13 protein-coding genes are annotated in these 16,255 nt (G+C 59.5%); 10 read left to right on the forward strand and 3 right to left on the reverse strand.

What is annotated here, in order from left to right; genetic code table 11:
* Positions 1-24 precede the first annotated feature (24 nt).
* The 8 genes from iscU (at position 25) to sseB (ending at position 5,978) form a co-directional block, all read left to right on the forward strand.
* Positions 25-411 (forward strand): Fe-S cluster assembly scaffold IscU, encoded by a 387-nt coding sequence (gene iscU, locus PGR09_RS12795; protein WP_004866383.1) that lies wholly within the window; start codon positions 25-27, stop codon positions 409-411.
* A gap of 19 nt (positions 412-430) precedes the next feature.
* The gene (iscA, locus tag PGR09_RS12800; protein WP_012540868.1) at positions 431-754 is read left to right on the forward strand and encodes an iron-sulfur cluster assembly protein IscA; all 324 of its coding nucleotides are present in this window, start codon (positions 431-433) and stop codon (positions 752-754) included.
* Between the two features lie 74 nt (positions 755-828).
* The gene (gene hscB / locus PGR09_RS12805; RefSeq protein WP_047043410.1) at positions 829-1,344 is read left to right on the forward strand and encodes a co-chaperone HscB; all 516 of its coding nucleotides are present in this window, start codon (positions 829-831) and stop codon (positions 1,342-1,344) included.
* A 15-nt stretch (positions 1,345-1,359) separates the two neighbouring features.
* Entirely contained in the window at positions 1,360-3,210 is a 1,851-nt protein-coding gene (gene hscA / locus PGR09_RS12810; protein ID WP_430916209.1) for a Fe-S protein assembly chaperone HscA, read from the forward strand.
* A 1-nt stretch (position 3,211) separates the two neighbouring features.
* Positions 3,212-3,547, forward strand: coding sequence for an ISC system 2Fe-2S type ferredoxin (fdx, locus tag PGR09_RS12815; RefSeq protein ID WP_012540871.1), 336 nt, complete (start codon positions 3,212-3,214; stop codon positions 3,545-3,547).
* A 1-nt stretch (position 3,548) separates the two neighbouring features.
* Complete coding sequence (iscX, locus tag PGR09_RS12820) at positions 3,549-3,749, forward strand: Fe-S cluster assembly protein IscX (RefSeq protein ID WP_002913954.1); 201 nt, start codon at positions 3,549-3,551, stop codon at positions 3,747-3,749.
* A gap of 71 nt (positions 3,750-3,820) precedes the next feature.
* Positions 3,821-5,107: an aminopeptidase PepB gene (pepB, locus tag PGR09_RS12825; RefSeq protein ID WP_045392740.1), complete on the forward strand. Its 1,287-nt coding sequence runs from the start codon at positions 3,821-3,823 to the stop codon at positions 5,105-5,107.
* A gap of 94 nt (positions 5,108-5,201) precedes the next feature.
* Entirely contained in the window at positions 5,202-5,978 is a 777-nt protein-coding gene (gene sseB / locus PGR09_RS12830) for an enhanced serine sensitivity protein SseB (protein ID WP_047043418.1), read from the forward strand.
* A 72-nt stretch (positions 5,979-6,050) separates the two neighbouring features.
* Here sseB and PGR09_RS12835 read toward each other — a convergent pair whose 3' ends face one another.
* The 3 genes from PGR09_RS12835 to sseA form a co-directional block, all read right to left on the reverse strand.
* Positions 6,051-6,893: a hypothetical protein gene (locus PGR09_RS12835; RefSeq protein WP_430916210.1), complete on the reverse strand. Its 843-nt coding sequence runs from the start codon at positions 6,891-6,893 to the stop codon at positions 6,051-6,053.
* A 99-nt stretch (positions 6,894-6,992) separates the two neighbouring features.
* Positions 6,993-7,643 carry a DUF5066 family protein gene (locus PGR09_RS12840; protein WP_047078056.1) on the reverse strand — a complete coding sequence of 217 codons (651 nt, stop codon included), beginning with the start codon at positions 7,641-7,643 and terminating at the stop codon, positions 6,993-6,995.
* A gap of 164 nt (positions 7,644-7,807) precedes the next feature.
* Positions 7,808-8,665 (reverse strand): 3-mercaptopyruvate sulfurtransferase, encoded by an 858-nt coding sequence (gene sseA / locus PGR09_RS12845; RefSeq protein ID WP_045392728.1) that lies wholly within the window; start codon positions 8,663-8,665, stop codon positions 7,808-7,810.
* Positions 8,666-8,869: 204 nt separating this feature from the next.
* On the opposite strand from sseA, the gene PGR09_RS12850 reads away from it, so the two are divergent.
* Positions 8,870-13,813, forward strand: coding sequence for an alpha-2-macroglobulin family protein (locus PGR09_RS12850; RefSeq protein ID WP_430916211.1), 4,944 nt, complete (start codon positions 8,870-8,872; stop codon positions 13,811-13,813).
* Positions 13,814-16,138, forward strand: a complete 2,325-nt coding sequence (gene pbpC, locus PGR09_RS12855) for a peptidoglycan glycosyltransferase PbpC (protein WP_430916212.1) — start codon at positions 13,814-13,816, stop codon at positions 16,136-16,138. It begins immediately after the preceding gene.
* The last annotated feature ends 117 nt before the right edge of the window (positions 16,139-16,255 follow it).

Raw genomic sequence — 16,255 nt, forward strand, 5'->3', positions numbered from 1 at the left:
CGGCACCGATAAGGAGAATTCATCATGGCATACAGCGAAAAAGTCATCGATCATTACGAAAACCCGCGCAACGTCGGCTCTTTCGACAACAGCGACGACAGCGTCGGTAGCGGTATGGTTGGCGCGCCGGCGTGCGGCGACGTCATGAAGTTGCAGATTAAAGTCAACAATGAAGGTATCATTGAAGACGCGCGCTTCAAGACCTATGGCTGCGGTTCCGCTATCGCTTCCAGCTCCCTGGTCACCGAGTGGGTGAAAGGTAAATCGCTGGACGAAGCGCAGGCTATCAAGAACACCGATATCGCCGATGAACTGGAACTGCCGCCGGTGAAAATTCACTGCTCTATCCTGGCGGAAGACGCGATTAAAGCCGCGATTGCGGATTACAAAAGCAAACGTGAAGCAAAATAATTAAGAGTTGAGGTTTGTTATGTCGATTACTTTAAGCGACAGTGCAGCAGCGCGAGTCAATTCCTTCCTGGCGAACCGCGGTAAAGGCTTTGGCCTGCGTCTGGGGGTAAGAACCTCCGGCTGTTCAGGCATGGCTTATGTACTGGAATTTGTTGACGAGCCGGCGGCAGAAGACACCGTGTTTGAAGACAAAGGCGTGAAAGTCGTGATCGACGGCAAGAGCCTGCAATTCCTCGACGGCACTCAACTGGACTTCGTCAAAGAAGGTCTCAACGAAGGGTTCAAATTTACCAACCCGAACGTGAAAGATGAGTGCGGTTGCGGCGAAAGCTTTAACGTATAATCGGTAATCCCCAACCCCACCGCGGTCACGCCGCGCGTGGGGTTTTAGTTTAGATGCATGACCCTGAGGTTACTATGGACTATTTCACCCTCTTCGGGTTACCAGCCAGCTATACCCTCTCGCTCGAACAACTGGCTGTCCGGTATCAGGATCTGCAGCGCCAGTACCATCCGGATAAATTCGCCAGCGCGCCCGCTGCGGAACAGCTGGCTGCGGTTCAGCACTCCGCCACCATTAACCAGGCATGGCAGACTCTGCGCCATCCGCTGACCCGTGCGGAATATCTCCTCTCGCTACACGGCTTTGACCTCGCCAGCGAGCAGCACACCGTACGCGACACCGCGTTCCTGATGGAACAGCTGGAACTGCGCGAAGAGCTCGATGATATCGGCCAGGCGAAAGACGAAGCGCGGCTGGAAACCTTTATCAAACGGGTAAAAGCGCTGTTTGATACCCGCCATCAACTGATGGTTGAACAATTGCAAAACGAGACCTGGGATGCGGCGGCTGATACTGTACGCAAGCTCCGTTTTCTCGATAAACTGCGCAGCAGTGCTGAAGAACTCGAAGAAAAACTGCTCGACTTTTAATTTTCGGAAGCAATTATGGCCCTATTACAAATTAGTGAGCCTGGTCTGAGCGCCGCGCCGCATCAGCGTCGATTGGCGGCAGGTATCGACCTTGGCACCACCAATTCTCTGGTTGCTACCGTGCGTAGCGGCCAGGCCGAAACTCTGCCCGACCATCAAGGGCGCTACCTGCTGCCGTCGGTCGTGAACTATCACGCCTCGGGGCTGAGCGTCGGCTATGAAGCCCGGCTCAATGCCGCTCAGGATCCGGTGAACACCATCAGCTCGGTGAAGCGGATGATGGGGCGTTCCCTCGCCGATATTCAAACCCGCTATCCGCATCTACCGTACCAGCTGCAGGCCAGTGAAAATGGACTGCCGATGATTCAAACCGCCGGCGGCCTGCTGAACCCGGTACGGGTCTCCGCCGATATCCTGAAAGCCCTTGCCGCTCGCGCCACTGAAGCGCTGGCAGGCGATCTCGACGGCGTGGTCATTACCGTTCCGGCCTATTTCGATGACGCTCAGCGTCAGGGAACCAAAGACGCGGCGCGTCTGGCGGGCCTGCACGTGCTGCGTTTGCTCAATGAGCCGACCGCGGCGGCTATCGCCTACGGCCTCGATTCCGGCCAGGAAGGGGTGATTGCGGTCTACGATCTCGGCGGCGGCACCTTTGATATCTCCATTCTGCGCTTAAGCCGCGGGGTGTTTGAAGTGCTGGCGACCGGCGGTGATTCCGCTCTCGGCGGCGATGATTTCGACCATCTGCTGGCCGACTATCTGCGTGAGCAGGCGGGCCTCAGCGACCGTAGCGATAACCGTCTGCAGCGTGAGCTGCTGGATGCCGCCATTGCGGCGAAAATCGCCCTGAGCGATGCCGATGTGGCGCACGTTGCGGTAGGCGGCTGGCAGGGCGATATCAGCCGTAGCCAGTTTAACGATCTGATTGCCCCACTGGTAAAACGTACCCTGATGGCCTGCCGTCGCGCGCTGAAAGACGCCGGCGTTGAAGCGCAAGAGGTGCTGGAAGTGGTGATGGTCGGCGGCTCCACCCGCGTGCCGCTGGTGCGTGAGCGCGTTGGCGAATTTTTTGGCCGTACCCCGCTGACCTCGATCGACCCGGACAAAGTTGTCGCCATCGGCGCGGCGATACAGGCGGATATTCTGGTCGGCAACAAACCGGACAGCGAACTGCTGCTGCTTGATGTTATCCCGCTGTCGCTTGGGCTGGAAACCATGGGCGGCCTGGTAGAGAAAGTGATCCCGCGTAATACCACCATTCCGGTGGCCCGCGCGCAGGAGTTTACCACTTTCAAAGATGGTCAAACGGCGATGTCTATTCACGTGATGCAGGGCGAGCGTGAGCTGGTGCAGGATTGCCGCTCGCTGGCGCGTTTTGCGCTGCGCGGTATCCCGGCGCTGCCGGCGGGCGGGGCGCATATTCGCGTGACCTTCCAGGTTGATGCCGACGGTCTGCTGAGCGTCACGGCGATGGAAAAATCGACCGGCGTGGAAGCCTCAATCCAGGTGAAACCGTCTTATGGCCTGACGGACGGCGAAATCGCCAACATGATTAAAGATTCGATGAGCTACGCCGAACAGGATATCCAGGCGCGTATGCTGGCTGAACAGAAAGTCGAAGCCGCTCGCGTACTGGAGAGCCTGGAAAGCGCGCTGGCCGCCGACGCCGCGCTGTTAAGCGCCGCAGAGCGTCAGGCTATCGATGCCGCCGCGGAGCAAGTTCGCGCCGCCGCGGCAGGCGAAGATGCAGACGCGATTAAAGAAGCCATTAAAAATATCGACACACAAACCCAGGAATTCGCCGCACGCCGCATGGACCAGTCGGTCCGCGCTGCGCTGAAAGGCCAATCCGTGGACGAGGTTTAAAATGCCAAAAATTGTTTTTCTGCCCCACCAGGACCTGTGTCCGGATGGCGTAGTTGTGGAAGCTGAGAGCGGTGAAACCATTCTGGATGCGGCGCTGCGTAGCGGTATCGAGATTGAACACGCCTGTGAAAAATCCTGTGCCTGCACCACCTGCCACTGCATCGTGCGTGAAGGTTTTGACTCGCTGGCGGAAAGTAGCGAAGATGAAGACGACATGCTGGACAAAGCCTGGGGGCTGGAACCTGACAGCCGTCTGAGCTGCCAGGCGCGCGTCACCGACGAAGATCTGGTCGTTGAGATCCCGCGTTATACCATCAACCACGCACGCGAGCACTAATATGGCACTGAAATGGACCGACAGTCGCGAAATCGGCGAAGCCTTGTATGACGCTTACCCGGATCTCGACCCGAAAACCGTTCGCTTTACCGATATGCATCAGTGGATTTGCGATCTGGAAGAGTTCGATGACGACCCAAACGCATCCAATGAAAAAATTCTGGAGGCGATTCTGCTAGTCTGGTTAGACGAAGCAGAATAATTTTCGCCTCAAGCGGAAAAATTTTAACGGGCTGCCATAGGGTGGCCCGTTTGTTAATAAGGATAAAGATAATGACCGAAGCCATGAAGATTACGCTTTCTACTCTGCCTGCCGATGCGCGCTGGGGAGAAAAAGCGACATGGAGTATCAATAACGACGGTATCGCCTTACATCTCAACGGTAAAGACGACCTGGGATTAATCCAGCGCGCGGCGCGCAAAATTGACGGCATGGGTATCAAGCACGTCGCCCTGAGCGGCGAAGGCTGGAATACCGATCGCGCCTGGGCCTTTTGGGCCGGCTATAAAGGGCCGAAAGGTCAGCGCCAGGTCGAATGGCCAACCCTTGACGATGCGCAGCGCAGCGAGCTGGATAACCGCCTGACAATTATCGATTGGGTTCGCGACACCATCAACGCGCCGGCAGAAGAGCTGGGGCCAGAACAGCTGGCCCAGCGCGCCGTCGATCTGCTGTGCGGCGTGGCGGGCGAAAAGGTCAGCTATCGCATCACCAAAGGCGAAGATCTGCGTGAGCAGAACTATCTTGGCCTGCATACCGTTGGCCGCGGCTCCGAGCGCCCGCCGGTCCTGCTGGCGCTGGACTATAACCCGACCGGCGATAAAGACGCGCCGGTATACGCCTGTCTGGTTGGCAAGGGCATCACCTTCGACTCCGGCGGCTACAGCATCAAGCAAAGCGCCTTTATGGACTCGATGAAATCCGACATGGGCGGCGCGGCCACCGTGACCGGCGCGCTGGCTTTCGCTATTACCCGCGGTCTGAACAAACGTGTGAAGCTGTATCTGTGCTGCGCGGATAACCTGATTAGCGGCAACGCCTTCAAGCTTGGCGATATCATTCATTACCGCAACGGTAAAACCGTTGAAATCATGAATACCGACGCCGAAGGCCGCCTGGTGCTGGCAGATGGCCTGATCGATGCCTCGGCGCAAAAGCCGCAGCTGATCATCGATGCCGCCACCCTGACCGGCGCGGCGAAAACCGCGTTGGGTAACGACTACCACGCGCTGTTCAGTTTTGACGACGCGTTGGCGAATCGCCTGCTGGCGAGCGCGCAGGCGGAAAATGAAGCCTTCTGGCGTCTGCCGCTGGCCGAATTTCACCGCAACCAGCTGCCGTCTAACTTCGCGGAACTGAACAACACCGGTAGCGCGGCGTATCCGGCCGGCGCCAGCACTGCGGCGGGCTTCCTGTCCCACTTCGTGGAAAACTACCACCAGGGCTGGCTGCACATCGACTGCTCCGCGACGTACCGCAAAGCCGCGGTAGAGCAGTGGTCGGCGGGCGCGACGGGTCTTGGCGTGCGTACTATCGCTAATTTGCTGACGGCTGAGTGATGGCCTTGCCGGGTAGCGTTACGCTTACCCGGCCTGGAAAACCGTAGGCCCGCGCGGACGTAGCGCCGCCGGGCGATTTTGAAGTAGCGAATCTATGTCTGATACTAAAAATGAATTAGAAACATTGCTGGAGAAGGCGGCGACCGAGCCTGCTCATCGTCCGGCATTTTTCACCGCACTGCTTGAGGCAACCGTGTGGGTGCCGGGTAGCGCGGCGGACGGTGAGCAGGTTGTCGAAGATAGCGCCCTCGATCTCCAGCATTGGGAAAAAGATGACGGCACGTCGGTCATACCGTTCTTCACCTCGCTGGAGGCGCTACAGCAGGCGGTAGAAGAGGAACAGGCCTTCGTGATGATGCCAGCGCGCACGCTGATGGCGATGACGCTGGGCGAATCGCTGTTCCTCAACCCGAAGTTGCCGAGCGGCAAAGAGTTCACCCCGCGAGAAATCAGCCATTTGCTGGGCGAAGAGGGCAGTCCGCTCAGTACCCAGACGGTTCTGGAAGGCGGCGAAGCGCTGCTGCTGTCTGAGGTCGCCGAACCACCGGCGCAGATGGTGGATTCGCTGACCACGCTGTTCAAAACGCTGAAGACCGTCAAGCGGGCGTTTCTGTGCTCGATTAAAGAGAGCGCCGACGCGCCGGCCAACTTGTTGATCGGTATTGAAGCGGAAGGGGATATTGAATCCGTTATCCAGACCACCGGCAGCGTGGCCACCGATACCCTGCCTGGCGATGAACCTATCGATATTTGTCAGGTGGTAGAAGGCGAGAAGGGCATCAGCCACTTTATGATTGCCCATATCACGCCGTTCTATGAAAAGCGCTGGGGCAGCTTCCTGCGCGATTTCAAGCAGAACCGGATAATCTGAAAGCGGGGGCGTTAGCCTCCGCTGTGTTTTTTATGTCTCCAGTGCGAGGCTGAAAATCGGGTTTGCTAAGGGTTAATGCAGCGCGGTAAAGAGCCGCGGATAGGCTGACACCATGTTATAGATAAGGAATCCCGTTACGCACAGCGTAACAATGCCGTTGAAGAGCGCCATATCACCGCGCCAGGCCCGACACCTCTTTTCGCCCAACAGAGAACGTATCGCTGCCACCAGCCCGCCGACCAGTATTAACGCCAGTAACACGCCTGCCATCTGCGCGATAACAATGTACCAGCCTAACGGTGTGTTCACGCCGCGGGCGCTCATTAGCGCGATCTGTGCAGGCAAAATCGTCTGGCACCCCAGCGTGAGTATCATGAGAAGGTGCAGGTCCGCCAGCTGAGCATGAGACGTGTGGGTCAGGCGTCGGGCATCACGCAGCAGCAGTACGCCTGACGCCACCGCAGCGGCAACGCTAACGTGCTGGAGAAAAAAGATATATAACGCCAGAGTTCCGGAGCCGACCCTGGACAAAAAGAAAAGATTGCAAAAGACAATGACCAGCAGGCCAAATTTCATGCTCCAGGCGCGTAATATCTCGCCCGGCCAGCGGCGGTATGGCGATGGGCTATGCAGCATCCATGCGGCAAGGGTCGATTTACCGTATCCGGGAGCAAGCAGCACCATCAGAAAACCCAGCAGCGCCTGATGGAAATAGGTTATCAACGGAACTTGTTCCAGAGTGACTCCGAGAAAGCGGGTATAAACGGAAACCGGCGCAGGAACCAGGCTTAACCATGCCCGGTTCCATTCCGGCCAAAAATAAAGAATGATGCCGCCCGCCAGCAGGCCGGTTATGCCTCCCAGCCAGGGCAGGCGAGATGAATCAGCAGAATGTGGGGTGGAGACTAATGCCATTTTCACTCCTTGTGGTGACATCAGGTTACGGAAAAGGCGCTCTCCTGGAGCAGCCCCGGCGGCGCGCGTTAACCTCGCCATCCGAGGCGAGACCGTGAATTAGTCAGGGCAGCCTTCAAGCCTGGCGTAAAGATCCTCATGAATGTATTCCAGCTCCAGCAAGGTGCCATCGCGTGCCTCGTTGAGGGCTTGCTGGCGCTGCCATTCGTCATGGCTCTCTTCCTCATCGGTAAAGACCCCTTGCAGATATTCAATCAGTGACGATTCCGCCAGCCAGAGGTCATTCTCTTTACCTTCGAAGCGGACGACAGGATATTCACCCTGTTCATCACGCTCGGTGACATAGATAAATACCTGCTGATCGCCGGAATGGCTGATGCGAATCAGGGCAGGAAGACGCGGATCGTCGTTCCAGATTGGCGTCAGCTCTTCAAAGTCCAGCCCGGCCATATCAAGACCATTCATGTAATAAGCATCTTCATCCAGCGAGTCGGAAAGCAGGACGCCATGTTCATCAATTGAGTCCACAACCGATTCCAGCACCAACTGACCGTGGGGGCTTTTCAGTTGACAATCGTAGGCCAACAGCGCTTTCAAACTGTCCGGAAGCGCCACGGTTTCGCTATTTTGCGGATCGCGGTATTTCCTGACCCGCAGGCGCTCCACCTCATCTTCCGGCATCGGTTTAGGAGAGGGATTGCGATTGTGCTTTTTTACGACATCCATGAGGTTCTGTAATGAAAAGGCCATTATTCAATTTCCTTATAAATTGGGTGGCGGTAGAGCAAATTCGGCAGGTACAAATCCTGCGGCAGGGTAGAGTAACCGGTTTATCGAGAAGCAGAAGAAAGGGGCGGGGAAAATCAGAAATTATTTAGGGACTGCGGGAGGGGGGACCCGCAGTCACGACGCGTTTACTCAGCGGCAGGGGTCGGCTCGATCGGCAAATCCGTTCTCGCGCCCCATTCGCTCCATGAACCATCGTACAGGCACACGCCGTTGACGCCGAGGGTGGTCAACGCCAGTACCACCACTGCCGCCGTAACCCCGGAACCGCAGCTGGCGATAATCGGTCGCGCAAAATCAACGCCCTGACGTGCAAAAATATCGTTCATCTCATCGACGGTTTTCAGTTCGCCATTAATCACCAGCTCGGTCCACGGGACGTTAAGCGCGCCGGGGATATGCCCGCGGCGTAAGCCTGGACGCGGTTCATCCGCCAGGCCGTTAAAACGCGCCGCCGGGCGGGCGTCTACGATCTGCGCCGATCCTTCATGGCTGACCAGCAGCACATCGGTTAAGCGTTTGATCACCTCAGGATCGAAGTTCACCTCAAATTCGCCTTCCGGCAGGTCCGGTTCGCCTTTTTCCAGCGGCAATTCGTCGCGACGCCAGCCTTCGAGGCCGCCGGCGACAATCGATACCTTTTCGACGCCGAAGGTGCGTAACATCCACCAGGCGCGCGGCGCTGAGAAGAGATTGCCTTCGTCATACACCACCAGATGCTTATCGCTGCTGACGCCAAGCTCGCGCATTGCTACGGCGAAAGTTTCCGCCCGCGGCATCATATGCGGCAGCGGGCTGGTGTGGTCAGACAGCGCTTCGATATCAAAAAAAACCGCGCCGGGGATATGCCCGTCGCGGTATTCCGCCGCCATATCGCGCAGCGCTTCCTGACCCGCCGGCGCCATCCGCGCATCCAGAATTTGAATCTGCGGGTCATCAATATGTTCCGCCAGCCAGTCGGCGGCGACAAAGAATGAGGTGGACATGAGTGCCTCCGTTTTATTATCGATCAATGAATTGTCGGCGTTTTATAAAGGGCTGACAAGTTAAGGACGCGGGAGTGGGGAGGCGGTCACGGAGTTTCCCGATTCATAGGCGGTTTCTATGCTGGTAGCTGTTGAGAATCGCCGCGATGACGCATAATAGAACGTTATTGATTGCATCAGGCTCTGGGCCTAGGGGTTAGAAGGATGAAACCATTTCGTTTAGCGGCGCTATCGTTGGCGCTCCTTACCGCACTATCATTAAGCGGCTGCGATAACAGCGGTGAACCGCAGGCCGTATCGGCGGCCGACAAAGGCGCTGCCGATAGCGCGAAAAAACCGGATAGCGCCCAGCTGGCGACGTTAAAAGAAAAAAGCCAGGGCAAGGCGCTGACGGTGCTCGACGCTTCTGAAGTGCAGCTCGACGGCGCGGCGACGCTGGTGCTGACTTTCTCCATTCCGCTCAAGCCGGATCAGGATTTCTCCCGCAGCGTCCATCTGGTCGATAAGAAAAGCGGCAAGGTTGACGGCGCATGGGAGCTGGCGCCGAATCTCAAAGAGCTGCGTCTGCGCCATCTCGAGCCAAAGCGTGAATTGATCGTCACCGTTGATCCAACGCTCATTGCCCTCAATGACGCCACCCTCGGCAGCCCTTTTGAAAAAACCATCGCCACCCGCGATATCGCGCCGAGCGTCGGTTTCGCCAGTCGCGGCTCGCTGCTGCCGGGGAAAGTGGTCGCCGGGCTGCCGGTGATGGCGCTGAACGTCGACAATGTCGACGTCAATTTCTTCCGGATTAAGCCGGAATCACTTTCAGCCTTCGTCAGTCAGTGGGAATACCGTAACTCGTTAAGCAATTGGGAATCTGACGAACTGTTGAAGATGGCCGATCTGGTTTATAGCGGACGCTTCGATCTCAACCCGGCGCGGAATACCCGTGAAAAGCTGCTGCTGCCGCTTACCGACATCAAGCCGCTCCAGCAGCCGGGCGTCTATGTGGCGGTGATGAACCCGGCGGGTCATTATAGCTACAGTAACGCGGCAACGCTGTTCACCCTCAGCGATATTGGCGTCTCGGCGCATCGCTATCACAACCGGCTCGATGTCTTCACCCAGAGCCTCGAAAATGGCGCCGCGCAGTCGGGAATTGAAGTGCAACTGCTAAACGCCAAAGGGCAGACGCTGGCGCAGGCGAAAAGCGATAGCCAGGGCCATGTTACTCTGCAAACCGACAAAGAAGCGGCGCTGCTGCTGGCGCGTAAAGACGGGCAGACTACGCTGCTTGACCTTAAACTGCCGGCGCTGGATCTGGCGGAATTCTCCATCGCTGGCGCTCCTGGCTTCAGTAAACAGTTCTTTATGTTTGGCCCGCGCGATCTCTATCGCCCGGGGGAAACGGTTATTCTTAACGCGCTGTTGCGCGACGGCGATGGTAAACCGCTGGCGGAGCAGCCGGTGAAGCTGGAGGTGGTGCAGCCGGATGGCCAGGTGATTCGCTCTGTGATGAGCAAACCGGTCAATGGCCTGTATCAGTTTACTTATCCGCTCGACAGCGGCGCGGCCACCGGTATGTGGCACATTCGCGCCAGCACCGGCGATAATCAACCCCGCGAGTGGGATTTCCACGTCGAAGACTTTATGCCCGAACGCATGGCGCTGAATCTGACACCGCAGTCCGCGCCTATAGCCCCGGATGCCGACGTCGCCTTTAGCGTCAGCGGCGCCTATCTCTACGGCGCGCCGGCCAGCGGCAACCAACTACAGGGCAAACTGTTCCTGCGCCCGCTGCGCGACGCCGTCGCGGCGCTGCCGGGCTTCCAGTTCGGCGATATCGCGGAAGAAAACCTCTCCCGCAGCCTGGACGAAGTTCAGCTGACGCTGGATGAAAAAGGCCATGGAGAAGTGACGACTTCGAGCCAGTGGCAGGATAGCCACTCGCCGCTGCAGGTGGTGTTGCAGGCCAGCCTGCTGGAATCAGGCGGCCGTCCGGTGACCCGCACCGTACAGCAGCCGATCTGGCCTGCCGAGGCGCTGCCGGGGATCCGCCCGCAATTTACGCTGAAGGACGTTTACGACTACCGCACCGATACCACGGTGAAACAGCCGGTGGTGGATGAAAACAGTAACGCCGCTTTTGACATCGTCTATGCCGACGCGAAAGGCGAGAAAAAAGCGGTCTCCGGTCTGCAGGTGCGGCTGATCCGCGAGCGGCGCGACTACTACTGGAACTGGTCCGATAGTGAGGGCTGGCAGTCGCAGTTTGATCAAAAAGATCTGCAGGAGGGCGAAACGTCGCTGGATCTGCAGGCCGGGCAGACCGGCAAAGTGAGTTTCCCGGTGGAGTGGGGCTCGTATCGTCTTGAGGTGAAAGGGCCGGACGACGTCGTCAGCAGCGTGCGCTTCTGGGCAGGCTATAGCTGGCAGGATAACAGCGAAGGCGCCGGCGCGGCGCGTCCTGACCGCGTGACGATGAAGCTCGACAAACCAGGCTACAAACCGGGCGACACCATCAAGCTGCATATTGCCGCTCCGGCGGCGGGTAAAGGCTACGCGATGGTGGAATCCAGCGAAGGGCCGCTGTGGTGGCAGGAGATTGACGTCCCGGCTGAGGGCATGGATCTGTCGATTCCGGTCGATAAAGCCTGGAATCGCCACGACCTCTACCTCAGCACGCTGGTGGTTCGCCCCGGCGATAAATCGCGCTCGGCGACGCCGAAACGCGCGGTCGGCTTGCTGCATCTGCCGCTGGGCGATGAAAACCGCCGTCTGTCTCTGGCGCTGGAGGCGCCGGAGAAAATGCGCCCGAATCAGCCGCTGACGGTGAAAGTGAAGGCCAGCGTCAAGGAGGGCGAGGTGCCGAAACAGGTTAACGTTCTGCTCTCGGCGGTGGATAGCGGGGTGCTGAATATTACCGATTACGCCACGCCGGATCCGTGGAACGCCTTCTTCGGCCAGAAGCGCTACGGCGCGGATATTTATGACATCTATGGTCAGGTAATCGAAGGGCAGGGGCGTTTAGCCAGCCTGCGCTTCGGCGGCGATGGCGACGAGTTGAAACGCGGCGGTAAACCGCCGGTTAATCACGTGACGATCGTCGCCCAGCAGGCGCAGCCGGTGGTGTTGAATGACCAGGGCGAAGGCACGGTGACGTTGCCCATCGGTGATTTTAACGGCGAGCTGCGGGTGATGGCTCAGGCGTGGACGGCAGATGACTTCGGCAGCAGCGAAGATAAAGTGGTGGTTGCCGCCCCGGTTATCGCGGAACTGAATACCTCGCGCTTCCTTGCCAGCGGCGACGCCACGCGTCTGGCGCTGGATCTCAGTAATCTGACCGACAAACCGCAAACCCTGCAGGTGCATCTTACCGCCAGCGGGTTGGTCACGTTGACCGATGGCCAATTGCCGCCAGTACAACTGGCGCCGGGCGCCCGCAGCACGCTGTTTATACCGGTGACCGCGTTAGCGGGATTCGGCGATGGTCAGGTCAATGCCACCATCAGCGGCCTGAATCTGCCGGGCGAAACCTTCGCGCCGCTGCAAAAGCAGTGGAAAATCGGCGTGCGTCCGGCATTCCCGGCCCAGACCGTCAATAGCGGCGCGGTGCTACAACCTGGTGAAAGCTGGCAGGCGCCGGCGGCGCAGAGTCAGGGGTTCGCCCCGCAAACGCTGCAGGGCCAACTGCTGCTCAGCGGTAAACCGCCGTTGAATCTCGCCCGCTATATTCGCGAGCTGAAAGCCTATCCTTACGGCTGCCTTGAGCAGACCGCCAGCGGCCTGTTCCCTTCTCTGTACACCAGCGCGGCGCAGCTAAAAGCGCTGGGGATCAGCGGCGATAGCGATGAGAAACGCCGCGCGGCGGTCGATGTTGGTATCTCGCGCCTGCTGCAGATGCAGCTGGAAAACGGCGGCTTTGCGCTATGGGATAAAGAGGGCCCGGAAGAGTTCTGGTTAACCGCCTACGCCATGGACTTCCTCGTCCGCGCTGGCGAGCAGGGCTATAGCGTGCCGGTCAAAGCCCTTAATAAGGGGAACGAGCGCCTGCTGCGCTATCTGCAGGAACCGGGTTTGATGACCGTGCGCTACAGCGACGATGCGCAGGCCAGCCGCTTTGCCGCTCAGGCCTACGCCGCGCTGGTGCTGGCGCGCCAGCAAAAAGCGCCGCTCGGCGCCTTGCGTGAAATCTGGAGCCGTCACGAACAGGCGCGATCCGGACTACCGCTGCTGCAACTCGGTATTGCGCTGAAAACCATGGGCGATGCGCCGCGCGGCGATGAGGCCATGAAGCTGGCGGTTGCCACGCCGCGCCAGGATGAGAATCGTTGGCTGGGCGATTACGGCAGCCAACTTCGCGATGATGCGCTGAAACTGGCGCTGCTGGAAGAGAACAAGCTGCTGCCGGAGGTACAAAATCAGCTGTTGGGCAGCTTGTCGGAAGAAGCCTTCGGTCAGCGCTGGCTGTCGACCCAGGAAACCAACGCGCTGTTCCTTGCCGGGCGTACCCTCGCCGACCTGCCGGGCAACTGGCAGGCGCAAACCTCGCTGCAGGCGCAGCCGCTTGCCAGCGACAAAGCGCAAACCCGCAATCTCGACGGCGATCGGCTGGCGGCGCTACAGGTGACGAATACCGGCAATCAGCCGCTGTGGCTGCGTCTCGATAGCAGCGGTTATCCGCAAAGCGCGCCGCAGCCGGGCGGCAACGTGTTGGGGATTGAACGCGCCATTTTCGATACTCACGGACAGCAGAAATCGCTGACCTCGCTGCGTAGCGGCGAACTGGTGCTGGTCAAGCTGGAGGTGACCGCCAAACGTAACGTTCCTGACGCGCTGGTGGTCGATCTGCTGCCGGCGGGCCTTGAGCTGGAAAACCAGAACCTGGCCAATAGCAGCGCCAGCCTGCAGGAGAATGGCGAAGCGGTACAAAATCTGCTTAACCAGATGCAGCAGGCGGATATTCAGCATATCGAGTTCCGCGACGACCGCTTTGTCGCCGCAGTCGCCATTAATGAAGGTCAGCCGGTGACGCTGGTCTATCTGGCGCGGGCGGTGACGCCTGGCACCTATCAGGTTCCGCAGCCGCAGGTGGAATCGATGTATGTACCGCAGTGGCGGGCAACAGGGGCGGCCAGCGGCCCGCTTACCGTTACGCCGTAAATGCGTGCATTACCTCGCATAAAACGCCGCTGGCGCTGGCTGGCGGCGTTTATTTTTCTGTCGTGGCTGGCGCTATTGGCGGCCGACCGTCTGTGGCCGCTGCCGCTGCATGAAGTCACTCCTGCCCGCGTGGTGGTGGCGGAAGACGGCACGCCGCTGTGGCGCTTTGCTGACGCGCAGGGCGTCTGGCGTTACCCGGTGGCTATCGCTGACGTTTCGCCGCGCTATCTGCAGGCGCTCATTCAGTATGAAGACCGTTGGTTCTGGAAACATCCGGGGGTCAACCCCTTCGCGGTGCTGCGCGCCGCCTGGCAGGATCTTACTTCCGGGCGGGTGATATCTGGCGGCAGCACCCTCACCATGCAGGTGGCGCGTCTGCTCGACCCTCATCCGCGCACCTTTGGCGGCAAGCTACGCCAGCTATGGCGGGCGCTGCAGCTGGAGTGGCATCTGTCAAAAAGCGAAATTCTTACCCTGTATCTGAACCGCGCGCCGTTTGGCGGCACCCTACAGGGGATCGGCGCGGCCAGCTGGGCTTATCTCGGCAAACCGCCCGCCCAGCTCAGCTACGGCGAGGCGGCGCTACTGGCCGTGCTGCCGCAGGCGCCGAGCCGTTTACGCCCGGACCGCTGGCCGCAGCGGGCCCAGGCCGCTCGCGATAAGGTGCTGGAGCGGATGCTCAGCCAGGGCGTCTGGCCGCAACGGGCGGTACAGGAAGCGATGGAAGAGCCGGTGTGGCTTTTCCCGCGGCAGATGCCGCAGCTGGCGCCGCTGTTTGCGCGCCGGGCGCTGGCGACAAGTCGTGATGAAAAGGTGACGACAACGCTCGATGCCGGGCTCCAGCGGCAGCTTGAAGATCTGGCGATGAACTGGAAATCACGTCTGCCGCCGCGCAGCTCACTGGCGATTGTCGTCGTCGATCACACTGACATGAAAGTCCGCGGCTGGGTGGGTTCGGCGGATATCCGCGACGATAGCCGCTTCGGCCACATTGATATGGTCTCGGCGGTGCGCTCGCCGGGTTCGGTGCTGAAACCCTTTATCTACGCGATGGCGATGGATGACGGGCTGATTCACCCGGCATCGCTATTACAGGATGTGCCGCGGCGCTTTAGCGATTATCGCCCCGGTAATTTCGACAGCGGGTTTCATGGCCCGGTGAGCGCCAGCGAGGCTCTGGTGCGTTCGTTGAATCTGCCGGCGGTGCAGGTGCTCGAGGCCTATGGACCCAAACGCTTTGCGGCTAATTTACGCAATGCCGGCCTTCCCTTGATGTTGCCCGCCGGCGCTGAACCGAATCTGTCGCTGATCCTCGGCGGCGCTGGAGCGAGGCTGGAAGATATTGTCGCGGCGTACGGCGCTTTCGCCCGTCATGGCAAAGCGGCGCGGTTGCGCATGAAACCCGACGACCCGCTGGTGGAAAGGGCGCTAATGTCGCCAGGCGCGGCGTGGATCACCCGGCGGATATTGGCAGGCGAAGCCCAGCCGTTACCCGATGCGTCGCTGCCGCAAGCGGTGCCGCTGGCGTGGAAAACCGGCACCAGCTACGGTTATCGCGATGCGTGGGCGGTAGGCCTCAACGCGCGTTACTTGATTGGCATCTGGACCGGACGGCCAGACGGTACGCCGGTGGTGGGGCAGTTTGGTTTTGCCAGCGCCGTGCCGCTGTTAAACCAGGTCAATAATATGCTGCTGGCGCGTCCGTTAATGAGCCGCGGCGGGCTGCCGGTCGACCCGCGTCCGCCGTCGGTCAGCCGCGGCACTATCTGCTGGCCCGGCGGGCAGGACCTGCCGGTTGGCGATAGCAACTGCCGCCGGCGCTTAGCCAGCTGGCTTCTGGATGCCAGCCAGCCGCCGACGCTGCTGCTGCCGGGTCAGGAGGGCGTGCGCGGTATCCGCTTCCCGGTGTGGCGTAACGCAGCAGGAGAAAGGGTCGCCGCGGATTGTCCGGGCGCGACAGAAACTTCTGTTGATGTCTGGCCGCTACCGTTAGAACCCTGGCTGCCGGTTAGCGAGCGCCGCCGGGCGCGGCTGGGCACGGCATCGAAGGCGTGTCCGCCGCTGCAGACTCAGGATGCCGCGCCGCTGGTGCTTTCCGGCATTCGCGAAGGGGCGGTAATAAAACGGCTCCCGGGCGAGGCGCGGGTGATGTTACCCGTGCAAACGAGCGGTGGAGAAGGGCGGCGCTGGTGGTTTATTAACGGTGAACCGTTAGAGGCAGCGGGCGCAAGAACGATAATTACGCTCGATAAGCCCGGCGAGTGGCAACTGGTGGTAATGGATGAGGCGGGGCAAACGACGGTCGCCAATTTCACCCTACAATAAACAGGGTAAATCTGTTGTTGGCGGTTTGTGTTGCTAATACTCATCTTATTTTAACAAAATGTTACCTTCGTCCGTAGGCATCGCCGACGTTGCTCATTATAATGCGCGCCAGGCCAT

Origin of the sequence: Klebsiella sp. 141251 (assembly GCF_050600725.1) — a bacterium.
GTDB lineage: Bacteria > Pseudomonadota > Gammaproteobacteria > Enterobacterales > Enterobacteriaceae > Klebsiella > Klebsiella aerogenes.